The sequence below is a fragment of the Sporofaciens sp. JLR.KK001 genome, from assembly GCF_036941055.1.
Classification (GTDB): Bacteria; Bacillota; Clostridia; order Lachnospirales; family Lachnospiraceae; genus Sporofaciens.
The window spans coordinates 4,417,849-4,433,011 of record NZ_JAYMNO010000001.1 but is presented as its reverse complement, the minus strand read 5'-3'; the positions used below and the strand labels follow the sequence as shown (position 1 = coordinate 4,433,011).

Here is a 15,163-nt window from a genome sequence, read left to right as displayed (position 1 = left end):
TGGCATTAAGTGCATTTCTATTAGCAATTAGCCAGATGATGATTATCAAGAGACAAAAGGAATTATACAAACAATTGCAGAGATTACAGCGGCGATTGCAGCAACTAGAGTGATGAAAAAATTAATCCAATAGCGTCTTTTATTGATTTTTGACTCTTTTTCAGAATCTTCCTGCATTTTACGGAGGGCGTCGTGAGTTTCAAAAATACAGTTTTCAAGCTGTCCTTTGTATTCCTGCTCAGTAATGATTTTGGATGCGGTTCGGTCGTGCATTTCATCAACGGTGTCATTGATTCTATCCGCGATTTGTGAGCAGTCAAGATCGTTAAGATTCATAGCTTTCTTCCTTTCATTATTTGATAGGAAAATTATACCAGATATTGGAAATGAGGACAAGAAGAGAGGGATGTGGTGTGCGGAATGGCATTGAAGAGTAAACCATTTGAATCTTTGCATATCGACGTAAAAAAGGGTGAGTATATAGCATTTTGTGATGATATTACAGTTGAACTGATAACATCGCAATGGGATAAATAACGGAAGTAGAAATGAAGAAGAAAATTTTAGCAGTATTGCTGTCGGTACCATTAGTGTTTATGCTGTCTGGATGCAGCGAAGCTTCTAAGGTTTCTCATAATCTTTCATTAGAAGCAGATAACTTTAATGATGTCCGCCAAGTTACAGTAATTAATTGTCTACAAGGAGATGTACTTTTCCAGATGACAGGAAAGATGTCCATTACGGCAGATACATCTGATAATCAACTGGAAGTTGTTGTGGAAGATGAAAAAGGAGAGTATAAAAAGCATTTTATTGGTCTTAGTGACGACGTAACTTATGTTGTTGAGGATATTACCGCTGGAGATGTCAGTAAGTATAAATGTACTTTGAATTTCAATCCTGAAATGTGGATTCCTGTGGAAACAGATGTAATTGATTAGTAAAACATTTGCCAATGAGAGGAGGTGAGATAGATGCCCAAGATCACATTAAGTACTCAAAAATTAGATGATAATTTCCGTAAGATCATGAAGCATATAATGATTGATACCCCGCGGGACAAGTTATGCAAGGTGCTTGGCGTCAGCGAAAGCTGTTTGTACAAGCACATAAGACAGCCAGAGCTTGTTAAGCTTGGAGAACTTCGGGCTTTGAGGAAAACTGGGAGAATCACAGATGAGCAGATCTTAGCAATGGTAAGAGAAGAGCGATAGAAGCAAGTGAAAGCAGGAGTAGAGATATGAAGCTGAAGAATTTCAAGAGAAGGAGGAAATTATGCCCAATCTTGCAGAGGAGGGCGAAAGACCTCATCCGGATTGGGATGCTCTGGGCAGTATGGATGTCCTTAAGTATCTTGTTTGGGATGTCTCCGGCCCGGCATGCGGGATGGGTACTGGCAGGCGTAGTCACTGTAACGATAGGCTATGTGCTCGGGCGTACTGTCAGATATCTGGAGAAGCGGGGCATGTTTTTTCGCAGGATAACAAAAAAGAGCGCTTGTAAAAGGCGGCAACCTTAAGCGCTCCAATGAGTAACTACCGCTATTATAGCGGATAAAATGGAGGTTGTAAATGATAAAAGTAAAAGATTTTGGAATGTCCTTCGAGATTGATGGAATCCCAGAACAGATAGCTATGGAGCTTACAGTTGCCGCAAGGGCAGTAAGAGAGTCTTTTTGTGAGAGCCTGGGGGAAGAGCAGGGGAATGAGTATTATGAATTCATCCTCGACACTGCAAAGAAAACAGATTCGGAGGTGAATGAGGCAGTTGAATGTTTAATGAGGGAAAATCCAGAGCTTGTGGAGGAAATTGAACATTCGCCAGTGGCGCAATGGTTAAGGAATTGTTTAGGTGAAGCATAGAAGATGATGAAGGAGGAGAACAGAAAATGGAAGATGCAAAGATTTTGCAGATGCAGCAGGAAATAGAGCAGCTAAAGGAAATGAATCAGTTGTTACGGGATAAGAATCAACGGTTAGAAGAATCTGTGAAGTTTGATGAGCAACACATGGATATGGCTGTAAAGCTGAAAGCGGTCGAATATATCATCAAGACGGAAAGCTATTCGGTTAAGACAGATGCTCTTGCGTCTGTTTTGGGGATTCCGATGCCGAAGGAGGATGACGATTGATGTACGGATATATCTGTCCTGACTGCGGTGACCATCTGGATCCCGGTGAGCGGTGTGGATGCAGGGATGAAGAAAAAGAGTGTAAGGGTATCAAAGAAGAAGCGCCCAGGCATTGTGATCGGTGTGGATGTGACTTGTATATGGATAGCCGTCTTGTAACCATGGAGGGTGAAGTCATATGCAAGGACTGTCTGAATGCCGAGATGGGAGGGCATCATGACATCTGAGGAACGGGAATATTTTTCATCCAGGAAGAGCCTTCGTGAGAGGCTGAAAGATAATTATAGAGAATACGAGGAGGAATTGATACATGAACAATACAGTAGCAGTAATCACACAGGAAAGTGCGAAGATATCCTGTAACTTCGATCAGGTGGAGCAGGCGATCAAGGGAACGCTTGCAGAGTTTGAGGGTGTTGTTTTTACTGAAGACAGTAAGACATATGCAAAGAAGCAGGTAGCAAGCCTTCGGAAACAGAAAAAGGAGTTTCAAGAGAATCTTCGAGATGCAAAGAATGAGTATATGGCGCCATGGAACGAGTTTGAGACACAGGCTAAAAACCTGATTGCTTTGTATGATAAGCCGATTAACTCTATCAATGGCCAGGTGCAGGCATTTGAAGAGAAGCGTGTAAGGGAGAAGAAAGCAGAGATTGAAGCCGCGTACAATGAACTGGTACCGGATGACCTGCAGGACTACATACCTCTTGAATGCATCTATGGCGCGAAATGGGACAACGCCACGACGAATATGAAGACAGTCAGGAAAGAGATTTCTGAGGCTGTAACCAAGACGCAGAGCGAGATTTCTGTCATTTCTTCTATGGGATCTGATAAGGTACAGGAAGCGCTTGACTTGTATATGGCGAATCGTAATCTTGCCGCTGCTGTGAAATATATCAGTGACTATGAAGCAAGAAAGAAGGAGATCCTAGCGCAGCAGGAAATGCGAGAGGCTGAGAGGGCGGAAGCGCTGCGAAGAGAAGAGATTGAAAAGATCCGAAGGGAAGAAAGAGCCCGTATTGCAGAGGAAGAGCGGATCAGGAATGAAGCAAAAAGAGAGGCCGTAGAGGAGATCAAGACAGTGGATGAAGCTGCTGCAGCATCGCTTACTGAGAAACATTCTATGAAGGTTTTATATGTGGTTGTTGGAACGATGGAAGAACTTCAGGAGGTCGAAATGGCATTCAATAGTTGGGGACTCTATTATGAAAGGAAAGATGTTTGATGGCGGTACATGAGAAGCTTTTGAAGATCCAGTCATCCATAAGTGTACCGAAGAACCAGCACAATAAGTTTGGTAATTATGATTACCGGAGCTGTGAGGATATCTTATCTGCATTGAAACCGATTTTACAGACGCATAAATGTACAGTGACAGTCAATGACGATCTGATATTTATTGGTAACCGGTATTATATCAAAGCTACCGCAACACTGGTTGATTGTGAGAGCGGTGAATCTGTCTCGAACCAATCTTTTGCAAGGGAAGAGGACTCCAAGAAAGGTATGGACTCCTCACAGATCACAGGGACCGCCTCCTCTTATGCCCGGAAGTATGCGTTGAATGGGCTGCTTCTTCTGGATGATGTGAAGGACGCGGATACCAATGAGAATCAGCAGCAGAGTCAGAATGCAAAGGCTGATAAGAATCAACAGCGGAGTCGAAATGCAGGCGCAAATAAGAATCAACAGCAGAGCCAGAATGCAGCGGGTTCAAACAGGGATCCCCAAAGCAGCACTCAGAAGAAATTGATTGATAAAAAGACATTGGAGGCTCTAAGAAAACGTTTCAAGGACAATGGGGTTGATGAAGCGAAGGTATGCAACGCGTACAAGGTTTCAGATTTATCCCAATTGTCGGTGTCACAGCATGAAAATATCACTCAGCATTTTGAACAGGTAAAGGAGAAGTGTGCAGCCTAATGAAGTTTACCGGGAAACTGAAACAGCCGATCATTGATTTTATGACGCACCGCCTGACGATTCTGTTTGAGCCGAATGAAGATTTCGGACAGGCGTATGAAGAGTTGAAGGACTGCGATAAGCTGAGTCTGGAGATTAAGCCGTATAAGCGCAAGAGAAGCCTGGATGCCAATGCGTATTACTGGGTGCTTCTGACGAAGCTGGCGAAGATCTTAAGGATCTCCAATGCGGAACTTCACAACGTTCTTCTATCTAAGTATGGATTTATGGATATCGTTGATGGAAGGACAATTAAGGTTGTTCTTCCTGATACAGATGAAGCGAATAAGAAGGTTATGGAATCTCAGGTGTATCATTTACGGCCTACATCGGATGCAAGGATGGGAAATGATGGGATGATGTACAGGACCTATGTCATGATCCGTGGAAGCAGTACCTATGATACGGCGGAAATGTCCCGGTTGATTGATGGACTTGTGAGCGATTGCAGGGATGTGGGGATGGCGGATGCAGAAATCGCATCGCCGGAAGAACGAAGGATTCTGAAGGAGAAGTATGGGATAGATTTTTAAGCAGTTAAGTGGAAATTTTGGTTGGTCAGAGCGTAGGGAAGAATGCTTTTATCAATAGTATGGAAGAAAGGAAGGATAGGATATGAGACACGTGAATCTTGAAACACTGGCAAATGGCGCGTTCAGTGCACAAGTAAACCGGGCATTTAAGGAAGTGACGGAGAACATCCAGGATCCCAATACGGATGCCCTGGCAAAGCGGAAAGTTACGGTGACGATTACGTTTAAGCCAAACAAAGACAGGAATTTTGCTCCAATAGACATTCAGACTAAGACAGCCTTAGCGCCGGCTGCTGGAACGGATACTGCCCTTAGTATGGGAAAGGACCTCCGTACTGGAGAGGTGGATGTTGCAGAGGTTACGACGGGTCAGATTCCTGGGCAGATGTCTATAGAGGATGCACAGGCAGCACAGGTATCTGCAGATGGCCGGCCGTTTGATGCGGATACGGGCGAGATCCTGGAGCCTGCAGGAGAGAAGCCTTCAGGAGAGAGAATTGTTGATATGAGAAGAAAAGCATAGCATAGGAGGAGAAGAAAGATGATGGAAGGATTAAGGGAAGCATTACAGTACGTTGTAGGATTGAAGGTTGATGGGATGGATCCCAAGATCGTAGAGATCGATGGGAAGACATATTGTGATAAGGATCTGAGACGCTACCATTCTTTTGATATGGCGGATGAGATCAGGGCGAATACATTGACGGCAGTCGTGGACTATATCAAAGGGAAGTCAGAGGAACTGAGGGAGACCATGCTCCTGCATGTGGTGAGCCCGACGGAGGTGAGATTGTATTCTGGCCTGATCGACGAAAGGGACCGGGAATATCTGTTGAAGTCTTCTGCAATTGTGAATGAATTCCAGTTTGATCATTACTATGACCAGGAAAGATTCTTGATCGAGCTGCAGTCGAATTTTATTCCAACGGAAGATCTGGAGAGCATTATGAAGGTTGCCGGGACTATCCAGGCAGGGACTACGACAAATTATAAGGATGACGGGATCAGCCAGAAGACGACGATTAAGAGCGGTATCGCGAATAATACGGATGTGATCGTTCCGAACCCTGTAAGGCTCAGACCATACAGGACATTTGGAGAGATCGAGCAACCTGAGAGCGCTTATGTATTCCGGATCAAGGACAGTGAGAGGGGCCCGGCGTTTAAATTGGTGGAAGCGGATGGCGGACTTTGGAAGAATGCGGCCATGAAGCGGATCAAGGGATATCTGGAATCTGGGCTTGCTGAAGAACTGGAGAAATATCATATTACAGTGATCGCATAATTATAGGCATTCTCCCTTTTGGGGATTGTATCACGAGGAAACTATTAAATTAGGATTCATCCGCACAAATGTAACTGTACAATATGTAGCGTTTGTCGGCTTGCTGGCAGAGTGCGGACTGCCAGCGGAAAGGAGATACCGTGGAATATTTGCTGACGATCCCCGGTACGCTCAACAATCTGAACGACTATATCTTAGCAGATCGTACGAACCGCCACAAAGGCGCGAAGATGAAAGCAAACAACGGAGATATCGTTGCCATAGCAATCAAGCAGTGCATGAGGGGTGTGAGGATTGAGAAACCGGTATTCATGGAATATCTGTGGGTGGAGCCGAATAAGCGCCGGGATAAGGACAATATAAGCTCTTTTGGGCGTAAAGTGATCCAGGATGCGCTTGTGCAGTGCGGCGTGCTGAAGGATGACGGATGGAAGTATGTTGTCGGGTTTTCTGACAAGTTTGATGTGGATAAAAAGAATCCACGGATTGAAGTTTTGATAAGAGAGGCGGACGGATAGTATGGCACGTCCTAAACAGGACGGATTGCTCTATTTTTCATTTGATACGGATTTCTTTTATGCGGATAAGCGGATCAAACGGCTTCATTCCAGATATGGAAATGACGGAATAATATTTTACATCTATCTGCTGACAGAGATCTATCGTAACGGATATTACATAAGGTGGGATGCTGAGAGTATGGATGATGCCATGGATGATCTGCATCTTACGGAAGGGTTTATTGAACAGGTAATGACATTCTTGGTTAGCCGGTCACTACTCGTAAAGAGAACACTTACTAATCCGGACACTATCATTACCATACAAAAAGAAGGGGATAACAGACCACAATGCGAGTTAGCCGATGGCGGCAACGGACAGGAGAGGGCAGAGGTTATCACCTCACCGGGAATACAGAAACGTTATCAGGAGGCAGTTAAAGGACGTAAAAGGCAGTTTGAAGTGAATGCTGAAATCTGGCTTTTAGATGAAGAGGAAACTGCATCTTGTATTAAAGTCGCGAATAACAAGAGTTTTTCCAAGAAAAACCCGGATAATTCCGAGAAAAATATGAGTAAATCCAAGAAAAACACCGCAAAGGAAAGTAAAGTAAATAAAAGTAAAGGAAAGGAAATTCCGCGGATAACGCGCTTTGATGATTTTTGGTCTGTCTTTCCCAATAAGCAGAGACGATATCTGGCAGAGATGGCTTACAGTGAGTTGGTTCTGTCTGGAAGTGTTACGGAAGATCAATTGATCTTATCTGCGACGAATTATGCAGAGTATATCAAAGATTCCGGTGACAAGATGTTCCTGCCGAACAATTTCCTGGAAAAATGTGTGTTTGAGGACTATTTGGAAGTGAAACATCCAGAAGCGCCGAAGGCAGAAGAGACGGATCCGAATCCAGATCCAGAAGAGGAGCTGATCGGTGAAGACGAAGAATGGTGGAAGTACGGTCCTAATGGCTGGGAGGAATAGGCATGTATGAGTTCAAAGAACAGGATGCGTATGATTTTGCAAGACATATTCATGCGCAGACAAGGGAACACAATGGAGAGCTGTTCTTCCGGCTATGCCCTTATTGTAATCCGAAGCCTTCCAGAGGTGATCTCAACACCTTCTCAATCAATCTGAAGACTGGCCAGTTTAAATGTTTTCGTTCAACCTGCGGAGTATCTGGAAACATGCTGACGCTTTCCAGGGATTTTGATTTTTCTCTTGGAAATGAGGTGGATGAGTATTACCGTCCAAGGCGGCAGTTCCGAAAGATGAAGACGCCGAAAGAGCCGATCAGGCCGAAGCCGGAGGCAGTAAAGTACCTGACTGAAAGAGGGATTTCGGAGGAGGTCATAAAGAGATATCAGATCACTGTGCAGACGGAGCACCCGAACATTCTGGTTTTCCCGTTTTTAGATGCTGCCGGGCGGATGCAGTTTGTGAAGTACCGGAAGACGGATTTTGACCGGGAGAAGGATAAGAACAAAGAATGGTGTGAGGCGAACTGTAAGCCGATCCTGTTTGGAATGGCACAGTGCAATGACAAATTTGACAGGCTGATTATCACAGAAGGACAGATCGACAGTCTTTCAGTAGCAGCGGCCGGGATTGAGAATGCCGTGTCGGTGCCGACAGGAGCCAGGGGATTTACCTGGGTTCCGTATTGCTGGGACTGGATTAACCGGTTTGAGGAAGTGATTGTTTTTGGAGACCATGAGAAAGACAGGATCACGCTGCTTGACGAATTGTCGAAGCGTTTGAGATGTACCGTGAAGCATGTGCGGGAAGAAGATTACAAGGAATGCAAGGACGCTAATGAGATCCTGCAGAAATATGGGACAGATCAGGTCAGGAAATGTGTGGAGAATGCGGTAATAGTTCCGATTAAGAGTGTGATCGACCTGGCGGAGGTGGAGAATGTTGATATATTTAAGCTTCCGAAGCTTCAGACAGGGATCCGGCAGTTAGACCGGCTGCTCTATGGTGGAATTCCCTTCGGTGGAGTAGCGCTGATATCGGGGAAACCTGGTGAAGGGAAGTCTACGCTTGCAAGCCAGATCCTGGTAAATGCGATTTATCAGGGACACAAAGGTTTCGCCTACAGCGGAGAGCTGCCGAATTACCTTTTCCGGTCATGGATTGATTTCCAGCTTGCCGGAGGGGACCATATCACGGAATATCGAAATAAGTGGGGGGATAGGAATTACAAAGTATCGGATACAAACCGACAGCTTATTGCGGACTGGTACCGCGGGAAATGTTTCCTGTATGATAACCGGATCGTGGAGGGTGATGAAAAAGAGAGCCTTCTGGCTATTACGGAAAATGTGATCCTGCAGTATGGCGTGGATGTGATTCTTTTGGACAACCTCATGACGGCGTTGGATCTGGAGCAGGGGACCGCTTTTGATAAATATGACAGGCAAAGTCTTTTTGTAAAGAAGCTGTCTAGGATAGCGCTGAAATATAATGTGCTGATCCTTCTGGTGGCGCATAAGAGGAAAAATAATTTTACTGCGAATGAGAACGATGAGATCAGTGGAAGCGGGGATATCTCGAATCTTGCGACGATCACGATTGCTTATGAAAAGGGGAAGGACCTGCATCCGGGACAGAGGTTGCTGAAGGTATCGAAGAACCGTTTGTTTGGAAAGACGGAGACGAAAGGCTTTGTGTTGGATTACGATGAAAAGTCTAAGCGGATCTATGGTGATGGTGATGAGCTGGGAGTTGATTATGGATGGGATAAGAATAACGATAGTTGGGTTGAATGGGAGTTCGAGACGCCATTTACATAGTACCCGGGCATCGCGGGCAGAAGGTTCGTTGGGGAGGTTGGTGTGCAGGATAAAATTAAACGGGTGAAAGATATGTATAATGCATGTGCGAAGAATTTCAGCCAGTATCTTACGGATCACAATATGGATGAATATAATAACCGGTCAATGAAGATCGAGTCAGAATATGGAAATAGGGCGGACATTGTTGATCTTCTCTTGTGGTTCGCTCCGCAGGTGCAGACGATACATGATTTATGGGAGAAGGAAAAAGGTGAGGATTAGACGTAATGATAGAAAAAGTGAGGATTGATTATGGAAGGTTATGCGCTGAGATCGCGAGGAATGGAAAGACGAAGGAGGGGTTCAGCCTGGAACTTGGAAGGAGCAGGTCTTATATCAGCAATCTGGCCAAGACGCGGGAGCAGCCGAAAAGCGTGGAGCAGGTGATGTGTATCCTTCTGGGATTGGAACCGGGAAGCCTTATAGAAGCGGATTCTACCATATCGCCGGCAGAGGTCAAGGTAATCGAAAATATTTTTCATAAGCTTGGTGCGATCGAAGAGCTGTTGGATATGCTGGCGGGGAGTACCGAGAAATTACTTGCGAAGGCGAATGCAAACACGGTACAGATAGAGAAGATAAAGGACTGTCTAAAGGATCTGGGGAGATCGGATCACGAGAAAGCCTGTGAATTTTTGAAAAGTATGCTTGCCGGAGGCCGTATGAATTCTGAAGAGGTGATCCTAAAGAGTGAAGCGAATGGGATTAAGCGTGCGGATCTGATGAAGGCGAAGAGGGATCTGCAGGTAGATCAATCAACGACAGGATATGGGAAGAATCAGAAAACCTGGTGGTTTATTCCGAGCTGAGTGAATCGATGGGAGCGGAGGAAATGCTATCGGTATGGATGCGGGTATTAATAAATGAGTGATATTAGAACAGGACGCAGCGTATTTGACCCTTACTACTCACGGATCCAGGAGCTTTTATTTTCTGGTATGTCTATAAAAGCAACGTATGATTATGTGGAGAAGTATTTCAGGGTGTACAGCAGCTACAAAGTGTTTTGGGGATATGTGAAACGGCGGAAGCTAGATTGGTTTATGCCGGGGAAGGTGTGAAGAAGGTGGATGATTGAATCGTGTTTTGAAATATCCGGGGAGTAAATGGAGGATTGCAGATAAGCTTGTGGAACTGATACCGGATCATCATACCTACTTGGAACCGTATTTCGGCAGCGGGGCAATGTTCTTCAGAAAAGCCCCGTCAGACATAGAGACGGTCAATGATCTGGACTGGGATGTGGTGAATCTCTTCCAGTGCATTCAAACGGATCCGGAGAAGCTGGCGCGGCTGGTGATGACAACGCCGTACAGCCGGCAGATGTATGATGATGCGTTTAAGAGTGATCCGATTATGGAAGTGTTGTCGGAAGGAAATAGATTTCTCAAGGCTTGTCAGTTCCTTGTCCGGTGCTGGCAGGGGCATGGATTTCGATCGAATGGCTATAAGGTCGGTTGGAAGAATGACGTGCAGGGACGGGAGCGGATGTATGCGCTGTGGAACTGGTACCGTCTGCCGGAATGGGTGATCGAGATCGCGGAGCGGCTGCGAAGGGTGCAGATCGAATGTTCCCCGGCGTTGGAGCTGATCGTAAGATATGATTATGAAAATGTGTTTATGTATCTGGATCCGCCGTATCTTCTGGGGACCAGATGCGGGAAACAGAAGCAGTATAAGCATGAAATGTCGGACGATGAACATGAGGAGATGCTTCAGAAAGCGCTCATCAGCAAAGCGAAGATCATGATCTCGGGATATGCATCAGAGATGTATGACGATATGCTTGCTGGATGGAGAAGGAAAGAATTCAGGTCTCATGCGGAGATGGGGAGTAGGCGGACGGAAGTTGTTTGGATGAATTATGAATCTGGCCAGATAGAGTTGAGGTTGGATTGACTGAAAGTTAATGGCGAGGAGTGAAATTAAATATGTATTATGATGATTATTATGACGAGGACTATGAGCCTACGTCGGAAGAAATGGAGGAACAGGACGGCATGAATAATACGGAAGTAAAGATGGAGAGAGAAAATCTGAAAATAGAGTTCAACACGGAAAATTTTGCGGCTGGAATAATGCGGGCTGTAGCGTTAGAGGTCAAGGAGAATCTCTATGGTGAAATTGTGAGTGAGATCAAAAGCGAGGTTCTGGAGGATATTAAGAAGAAGATTCAGTGTGCAACCGGCGATATCATTAAGGACATTGTGCAGGATTTCATGGTTAATGAGAAAATCTGTATTGGTGGCTCCAATGTCTGGGATGATGAACCGAAAGAAGAGCTTACATTGCTCCAGTATGCGAAGCGCTGCGTAAAGGATTGTATCGAAAATAACAGGTTCCGGATTATCAAGAGCTTTGAGAAGGACAGGTACAATAAGGGACGATACAGAGCAGAAACGAAGGAATATACGTTTGAAGAGTATCTTCTGCAGCATCTTGGCATTGATGATGAAGTAAAAAGCTATCTGGATAAGCAGGTGGATGAAGTTCGCCAACAAGTAAATCGTGATGTGAAGACGGCGTTTGACGAAAGTACGAAGACGATGCTGTCCAATACAGTATTGCAAGTTCTTATGGCGAATGATACTTATAAAAAGATTGAAGGTAATATTTCCTGCATAGCGGACAGGCCACAAGGGTAAGGAGAAAATATGGCAAATGTATGTTGTACAAGTAATGTTTCTTTTTCTGTTAATGAAGATGAAAAAGAGGTATTACAGAGGGCACATGACATCATAGAAGAAATTAGGCATGATTGGTTTGTTAAAGACGATGATGCATGGGATAATGAAGATTATTGGGGAATTGATAATGCTGTCAAAATATTAGAAACACTATTTGAGTGTAAAAAAATGTGAACGTTAAATTGGTAAGCGTATGGGCGATGGAATATATGCCGATGGCGGAATATGTAGACGCAAAATATACATGCCTGAATCCCGGAGCAGTTAAGACATGTAAGATTTGGAAAAGCGGTGGCAACCTGGGCAGTAATGTCATTTATCGACGTCGGATCAACAGACGGCAAACCCTGCATATAAAGGTTGGAATACCTCATGTGTGGTGAAAATCCACACTCGGCATAAAAATAGTATAAACAGTCTGGAGTTGTAGAGACGGCTTTAGAAGAGTAAGACATAGAAAGGAGCCAGCCTCCGGCCGGGGTGACGTGTACACGGGCTTCTTTGGAAAAATGAAAGAAACTTATAAAAGTAAAGTTTATACGGAAAGACCTGATTATGCAGATTTTGATGCACCGGCAAAATTCCAGGCAATTGAAAGTATTATTGCTAAACGTCTGCGGGAACATCCGAAGGCAATATGTTCATATTCCGGTGGATCTGACAGCGATATCTTAATTGATCTCATTGAAAGAGTCAGGATGATATTTAGCCTTCCGTCTGTCGAATATGCGTTTTTCAACACAGGTTTGGAGATGAGGGCTACAAAGAACCATGTAAAAGAGATAGCAAAGAAATACGGGGTAAAAATTGAAGCACATCGGCCAAAGACAGGTATTGTGACAGCATCCAGAAAATACGGGATACCATTTGTTTCAAAGATTATGTCTGCAGGATTAGAGGAGTGGCAGAAGAAAGGGATTCCGTTATCCATTTCAAAGGAGTATGAAGAGGCGAAGGACAAAGCGGCAAAGAGGCAGGAGTTAAAAGAGCGATATCCGAAGTGTGAAAGCGTGATCAATTTCTTATGCTGCTGTAATTCCGAAGGAGAGCCAAGACCCAATATTCAACTCGTGATCAACAGTTCTAAGTACATGCGTGATTTTATTGATGAGTATCCGCCGGATTTTCAGATCAGCGCGAAATGCTGTGATTATTGCAAAAAGCAGGTTGCGCACGATGTACAAAAAGACTTTGATATGATCATTACTGGAGAACGCAGAGATGAGGGAGGCATGAGGTCTGTGCCGCGTAAGGATAACACAGCGCTATGCTTCACAGAAACCAGTGAAGGACAATACCGTTTGCGCCCGCTGTATTATGTATCGGACGCAGACAAGGCTTGGTATAAAGAATACTACGGGATCAGGTATTCTGACGCATATGAAGTATACGGACTTACAAGGACTGGGTGCTGTGGTTGCCCGATATCATATAAGGCGGTAGGGGATCTGGAAATGATACGTCCGCATGAACCGAACCTTGTAAAAGCTGCATGGAACATATTTGGAAAAAGCTATGAATATCGTGCGAAATATAACAGGTATAAGGCTGATCGTTTTATGGCTGAGCGAGAAAGAAAGAGGAATGTAGATGGACAGATGTCTTTTGCGGATTTCCCGGAGGTGTTACCATAAAAGAAGATTTGCATAGAGAAAGGAGAACGGTATGAAAGCAGAGAAAATGATTGTTGAAATTGAGAGGACAGGAAACCAGCGGCAGGGAAGCAGATTGAGCGCTTATCGGGATAAGTTAAGAGAAGCGTGCAAAGATGCTGCACCCGAAGAGGGAAAGACAGGTGATATAGATGAGCAAGGGAGAGAATAAGGAGTACAGTGACCGGGTGATCAATGAAGTTTTGGAGCGTTGGGACAGGGATGTGTGCAAAACGACGAATCAGGAAGGAGACAGGGAAGATGAGGTTGATTAATGCAGAGAAGCTGATAGAAGATATGCGAAAAAATATGGGGATCCTTGAAGAGGTGGAAGAAGTGATCAATGCGCAGCCGACAGCCTATGATCTGGACAAGGTAATAGAAGAGCTGGACAAATTTGCCCACAGTGATATCTGCCACCGAAACCACTGCAGATATATTAATGCAGATGATATCGACTGTGAGAATTGCGGCGCTCTTTGCGCACTGGAGATCGTAAAGCGGGGAGTGACAGCGTGAGGAAGCAGCATAAGGACCGTCATACTCTCAGCCTGGAACACAGGAACCGTCTGGCAGAGATGGCAGCAACAAAGCCGGATGCCAAGGCGGCGAAGGCTTTCATCAGAAAAGCATACGAGTGCTGTGACGTGTTGGGATACATGGCTAAAAAGTACGACATAAAAGGGGAGATCGGGATTGGACAGGAAAGCATCGGATCAGATAAAGGCATTCCTTGATTTTGCGGAGGAATGCCGGGAGCTTAACGCTATGGCGCGTAGCGGAGTAGCGGAAGAGGACAAACGGCATCAGGATCTTATTCATGCGATTGAATTTGAGGAAAACCCGGATAGGATCGCGCAGATCGGTATGAGGATCCACCAGAACAGGGTGGAGCGCCGGGTGTACAAGGATCTGTTTGAGGTTACGGATCCGGTCGTGCAGTTTACCCAGGATTCCCAGAATAAGAAAGCCTTAGACCAGATGCGGCAGCTTCTCGGGAAGGTGCGCAAGGTGGAAAAGTATCATGAAAACCGGGTGTACATCCCGAGGATTAAGGAGGGGAACAGCCATGGACAAGAAGATTCTGTATGATTACATAGATGCCTGCAGGCTGATCAAGGAGACGGAAGCGGATATCTGCTGGTTGAAAAAGAAACGGAAGACCGTGATCCAGACCAATGTGAAGGGCAGCAACCCGCGGTTCCCCTATCAAGAGCAGCATTTCAAAGTCCAGGGCACGGCTTTTACTTATCAGGATGACGGGAATCTCCGCCTGGAAGAGATGCTTCTGGAACAGCGTAGGGAGAATGCGGAGAAGATCAAGAGACAGGTGGAGGAATGGATGCTGACGATCCCGATCAGGATGCAGAGGATCATCAGATATAAGATCTTTGAAGAGATGACGTGGGAGCAGACGGCGGCGAAGATCGGGCGGAAAGCTACGGGTGATAGTGTCAGGATGGAATTTGAGCGTTTTATGAGGGATTTATAAAGTTTGTTCGTTTTGTTCACATTGTTCGGTTTTAAAATGTTATAGTATATGCTGAGATCAGTGGATGAGTGCTATCT

General features: G+C 45.0%; 28 protein-coding genes. 27 read left to right on the top strand and 1 reads right to left on the bottom strand.

All coding sequences use genetic code 11. The features are described from left to right. Positions 1-45 precede the first annotated feature (45 nt). Positions 46-336: a hypothetical protein gene (locus VSQ62_RS22490; RefSeq protein ID WP_334636976.1), complete on the bottom strand. Its 291-nt coding sequence runs from the start codon at positions 334-336 to the stop codon at positions 46-48. A gap of 212 nt (positions 337-548) precedes the next feature. Between VSQ62_RS22490 and VSQ62_RS22485 the strand changes: the two genes are divergently transcribed. The 27 genes from VSQ62_RS22485 (at position 549) to VSQ62_RS22355 (ending at position 15,086) form a co-directional block, all read left to right on the top strand. Beyond that, the gene (locus tag VSQ62_RS22485) at positions 549-941 is read left to right on the top strand and encodes a beta-sandwich lipoprotein (protein ID WP_334636975.1); all 393 of its coding nucleotides are present in this window, start codon (positions 549-551) and stop codon (positions 939-941) included. 33 nt (positions 942-974) lie between these two features. Next, positions 975-1,214 (top strand): hypothetical protein, encoded by a 240-nt coding sequence (locus tag VSQ62_RS22480; RefSeq protein WP_334632945.1) that lies wholly within the window; start codon positions 975-977, stop codon positions 1,212-1,214. Between the two features lie 26 nt (positions 1,215-1,240). Further along, a complete protein-coding gene (locus VSQ62_RS22475) occupies positions 1,241-1,519 on the top strand; it encodes a hypothetical protein (RefSeq protein WP_334636974.1) in 279 nt (92 codons plus the stop codon). 52 nt (positions 1,520-1,571) lie between these two features. Then, complete coding sequence (locus VSQ62_RS22470) at positions 1,572-1,862, top strand: hypothetical protein (protein WP_334636973.1); 291 nt, start codon at positions 1,572-1,574, stop codon at positions 1,860-1,862. 26 nt (positions 1,863-1,888) lie between these two features. After that, on the top strand, positions 1,889-2,131 hold the full coding sequence (locus VSQ62_RS22465; protein WP_334636972.1) for a hypothetical protein: 243 nt from the start codon (positions 1,889-1,891) through the stop codon (positions 2,129-2,131). Continuing rightward, a complete protein-coding gene (locus VSQ62_RS22460) occupies positions 2,131-2,358 on the top strand; it encodes a hypothetical protein (RefSeq protein WP_334636971.1) in 228 nt (75 codons plus the stop codon). The genes VSQ62_RS22465 and VSQ62_RS22460 overlap by 1 nt, the downstream gene beginning before the upstream one ends. A gap of 83 nt (positions 2,359-2,441) precedes the next feature. Then, positions 2,442-3,359: a DUF1351 domain-containing protein gene (locus tag VSQ62_RS22455; RefSeq protein ID WP_334636970.1), complete on the top strand. Its 918-nt coding sequence runs from the start codon at positions 2,442-2,444 to the stop codon at positions 3,357-3,359. Next, positions 3,359-4,057, top strand: coding sequence for an ERF family protein (locus VSQ62_RS22450; protein WP_334636969.1), 699 nt, complete (start codon positions 3,359-3,361; stop codon positions 4,055-4,057). The genes VSQ62_RS22455 and VSQ62_RS22450 overlap by 1 nt, the downstream gene beginning before the upstream one ends. Then, on the top strand, positions 4,057-4,629 hold the full coding sequence (locus VSQ62_RS22445; protein ID WP_334636968.1) for a NinB/YbcN family protein: 573 nt from the start codon (positions 4,057-4,059) through the stop codon (positions 4,627-4,629). The genes VSQ62_RS22450 and VSQ62_RS22445 overlap by 1 nt, the downstream gene beginning before the upstream one ends. 82 nt (positions 4,630-4,711) lie before the next feature. Continuing rightward, positions 4,712-5,152: a hypothetical protein gene (locus VSQ62_RS22440; RefSeq protein WP_334636967.1), complete on the top strand. Its 441-nt coding sequence runs from the start codon at positions 4,712-4,714 to the stop codon at positions 5,150-5,152. Between the two features lie 18 nt (positions 5,153-5,170). After that, positions 5,171-5,914, top strand: coding sequence for a hypothetical protein (locus VSQ62_RS22435; protein WP_334636966.1), 744 nt, complete (start codon positions 5,171-5,173; stop codon positions 5,912-5,914). A 140-nt stretch (positions 5,915-6,054) separates the two neighbouring features. Continuing rightward, on the top strand, positions 6,055-6,432 hold the full coding sequence (locus tag VSQ62_RS22430; protein WP_334636965.1) for a RusA family crossover junction endodeoxyribonuclease: 378 nt from the start codon (positions 6,055-6,057) through the stop codon (positions 6,430-6,432). Position 6,433: 1 nt separating this feature from the next. Beyond that, positions 6,434-7,396, top strand: a complete 963-nt coding sequence (locus VSQ62_RS22425) for a DUF4373 domain-containing protein (RefSeq protein WP_334636964.1) — start codon at positions 6,434-6,436, stop codon at positions 7,394-7,396. Positions 7,397-7,398: 2 nt separating this feature from the next. Beyond that, complete coding sequence (locus VSQ62_RS22420; RefSeq protein WP_334636963.1) at positions 7,399-9,213, top strand: AAA family ATPase; 1,815 nt, start codon at positions 7,399-7,401, stop codon at positions 9,211-9,213. A gap of 42 nt (positions 9,214-9,255) precedes the next feature. After that, entirely contained in the window at positions 9,256-9,477 is a 222-nt protein-coding gene (locus VSQ62_RS22415) for a hypothetical protein (RefSeq protein WP_334636962.1), read from the top strand. Between the two features lie 5 nt (positions 9,478-9,482). Further along, positions 9,483-10,064: a hypothetical protein gene (locus tag VSQ62_RS22410; RefSeq protein WP_334636961.1), complete on the top strand. Its 582-nt coding sequence runs from the start codon at positions 9,483-9,485 to the stop codon at positions 10,062-10,064. Between the two features lie 54 nt (positions 10,065-10,118). Beyond that, positions 10,119-10,316 (top strand): hypothetical protein, encoded by a 198-nt coding sequence (locus tag VSQ62_RS22405; protein ID WP_334636960.1) that lies wholly within the window; start codon positions 10,119-10,121, stop codon positions 10,314-10,316. Positions 10,317-10,329: 13 nt separating this feature from the next. Then, complete coding sequence (locus VSQ62_RS22400) at positions 10,330-11,154, top strand: DNA adenine methylase (protein WP_334636958.1); 825 nt, start codon at positions 10,330-10,332, stop codon at positions 11,152-11,154. Positions 11,155-11,186: 32 nt separating this feature from the next. Then, positions 11,187-11,900 carry a hypothetical protein gene (locus tag VSQ62_RS22395; protein WP_334636956.1) on the top strand — a complete coding sequence of 238 codons (714 nt, stop codon included), beginning with the start codon at positions 11,187-11,189 and terminating at the stop codon, positions 11,898-11,900. Positions 11,901-11,909: 9 nt separating this feature from the next. Then, complete coding sequence (locus VSQ62_RS22390) at positions 11,910-12,116, top strand: hypothetical protein (RefSeq protein WP_334636955.1); 207 nt, start codon at positions 11,910-11,912, stop codon at positions 12,114-12,116. 335 nt (positions 12,117-12,451) lie between these two features. Further along, entirely contained in the window at positions 12,452-13,576 is a 1,125-nt protein-coding gene (locus VSQ62_RS22385) for a phosphoadenosine phosphosulfate reductase domain-containing protein (RefSeq protein WP_334636954.1), read from the top strand. A gap of 31 nt (positions 13,577-13,607) precedes the next feature. Further along, the gene (locus tag VSQ62_RS22380) at positions 13,608-13,766 is read left to right on the top strand and encodes a hypothetical protein (RefSeq protein ID WP_334636953.1); all 159 of its coding nucleotides are present in this window, start codon (positions 13,608-13,610) and stop codon (positions 13,764-13,766) included. Beyond that, positions 13,747-13,869 (top strand): hypothetical protein, encoded by a 123-nt coding sequence (locus VSQ62_RS22375; protein ID WP_334636952.1) that lies wholly within the window; start codon positions 13,747-13,749, stop codon positions 13,867-13,869. Before VSQ62_RS22380 ends, VSQ62_RS22375 begins: the two co-directional genes overlap by 20 nt. Further along, on the top strand, positions 13,856-14,113 hold the full coding sequence (locus VSQ62_RS22370) for a hypothetical protein (RefSeq protein WP_334636951.1): 258 nt from the start codon (positions 13,856-13,858) through the stop codon (positions 14,111-14,113). Before VSQ62_RS22375 ends, VSQ62_RS22370 begins: the two co-directional genes overlap by 14 nt. Beyond that, positions 14,110-14,331: a hypothetical protein gene (locus VSQ62_RS22365; RefSeq protein WP_334636949.1), complete on the top strand. Its 222-nt coding sequence runs from the start codon at positions 14,110-14,112 to the stop codon at positions 14,329-14,331. Before VSQ62_RS22370 ends, VSQ62_RS22365 begins: the two co-directional genes overlap by 4 nt. Continuing rightward, positions 14,291-14,686: a hypothetical protein gene (locus VSQ62_RS22360; RefSeq protein ID WP_334636948.1), complete on the top strand. Its 396-nt coding sequence runs from the start codon at positions 14,291-14,293 to the stop codon at positions 14,684-14,686. Before VSQ62_RS22365 ends, VSQ62_RS22360 begins: the two co-directional genes overlap by 41 nt. Then, positions 14,664-15,086: an RNA polymerase subunit sigma-70 gene (locus VSQ62_RS22355; RefSeq protein WP_334636946.1), complete on the top strand. Its 423-nt coding sequence runs from the start codon at positions 14,664-14,666 to the stop codon at positions 15,084-15,086. Before VSQ62_RS22360 ends, VSQ62_RS22355 begins: the two co-directional genes overlap by 23 nt. Positions 15,087-15,163 lie beyond the last annotated feature (77 nt).

What these genes read in the sequence shown, in the direction of transcription:
- VSQ62_RS22355 (WP_334636946.1), top strand. Translation starts at nt 14,664, where the DNA reads ATGGACAAGAAGATTCTGTATGATTACATAGATGCCTGCAGGCTGATC.
- VSQ62_RS22390 (WP_334636955.1), top strand. Translation starts at nt 11,910, where the DNA reads ATGGCAAATGTATGTTGTACAAGTAATGTTTCTTTTTCTGTTAATGAA.
- VSQ62_RS22455 (WP_334636970.1), top strand. Translation starts at nt 2,442, where the DNA reads ATGAACAATACAGTAGCAGTAATCACACAGGAAAGTGCGAAGATATCC.
- VSQ62_RS22410 (WP_334636961.1), top strand. Translation starts at nt 9,483, where the DNA reads ATGATAGAAAAAGTGAGGATTGATTATGGAAGGTTATGCGCTGAGATC.
- VSQ62_RS22470 (WP_334636973.1), top strand. Translation starts at nt 1,572, where the DNA reads ATGATAAAAGTAAAAGATTTTGGAATGTCCTTCGAGATTGATGGAATC.
- VSQ62_RS22380 (WP_334636953.1), top strand. Translation starts at nt 13,608, where the DNA reads ATGAAAGCAGAGAAAATGATTGTTGAAATTGAGAGGACAGGAAACCAG.
- VSQ62_RS22490 (WP_334636976.1), bottom strand. Translation starts at nt 336, where the DNA reads ATGAATCTTAACGATCTTGACTGCTCACAAATCGCGGATAGAATCAAT.
- VSQ62_RS22385 (WP_334636954.1), top strand. Translation starts at nt 12,452, where the DNA reads ATGAAAGAAACTTATAAAAGTAAAGTTTATACGGAAAGACCTGATTAT.
- VSQ62_RS22465 (WP_334636972.1), top strand. Translation starts at nt 1,889, where the DNA reads ATGGAAGATGCAAAGATTTTGCAGATGCAGCAGGAAATAGAGCAGCTA.
- VSQ62_RS22395 (WP_334636956.1), top strand. Translation starts at nt 11,187, where the DNA reads ATGTATTATGATGATTATTATGACGAGGACTATGAGCCTACGTCGGAA.
- VSQ62_RS22480 (WP_334632945.1), top strand. Translation starts at nt 975, where the DNA reads ATGCCCAAGATCACATTAAGTACTCAAAAATTAGATGATAATTTCCGT.
- VSQ62_RS22440 (WP_334636967.1), top strand. Translation starts at nt 4,712, where the DNA reads ATGAGACACGTGAATCTTGAAACACTGGCAAATGGCGCGTTCAGTGCA.
- VSQ62_RS22445 (WP_334636968.1), top strand. Translation starts at nt 4,057, where the DNA reads ATGAAGTTTACCGGGAAACTGAAACAGCCGATCATTGATTTTATGACG.
- VSQ62_RS22370 (WP_334636951.1), top strand. Translation starts at nt 13,856, where the DNA reads ATGAGGTTGATTAATGCAGAGAAGCTGATAGAAGATATGCGAAAAAAT.
- VSQ62_RS22435 (WP_334636966.1), top strand. Translation starts at nt 5,171, where the DNA reads ATGATGGAAGGATTAAGGGAAGCATTACAGTACGTTGTAGGATTGAAG.
- VSQ62_RS22485 (WP_334636975.1), top strand. Translation starts at nt 549, where the DNA reads ATGAAGAAGAAAATTTTAGCAGTATTGCTGTCGGTACCATTAGTGTTT.
- VSQ62_RS22425 (WP_334636964.1), top strand. Translation starts at nt 6,434, where the DNA reads ATGGCACGTCCTAAACAGGACGGATTGCTCTATTTTTCATTTGATACG.
- VSQ62_RS22375 (WP_334636952.1), top strand. Translation starts at nt 13,747, where the DNA reads ATGAGCAAGGGAGAGAATAAGGAGTACAGTGACCGGGTGATCAATGAA.
- VSQ62_RS22405 (WP_334636960.1), top strand. Translation starts at nt 10,119, where the DNA reads ATGAGTGATATTAGAACAGGACGCAGCGTATTTGACCCTTACTACTCA.
- VSQ62_RS22475 (WP_334636974.1), top strand. Translation starts at nt 1,241, where the DNA reads ATGAAGCTGAAGAATTTCAAGAGAAGGAGGAAATTATGCCCAATCTTG.
- VSQ62_RS22460 (WP_334636971.1), top strand. Translation starts at nt 2,131, where the DNA reads ATGTACGGATATATCTGTCCTGACTGCGGTGACCATCTGGATCCCGGT.
- VSQ62_RS22450 (WP_334636969.1), top strand. Translation starts at nt 3,359, where the DNA reads ATGGCGGTACATGAGAAGCTTTTGAAGATCCAGTCATCCATAAGTGTA.
- VSQ62_RS22420 (WP_334636963.1), top strand. Translation starts at nt 7,399, where the DNA reads ATGTATGAGTTCAAAGAACAGGATGCGTATGATTTTGCAAGACATATT.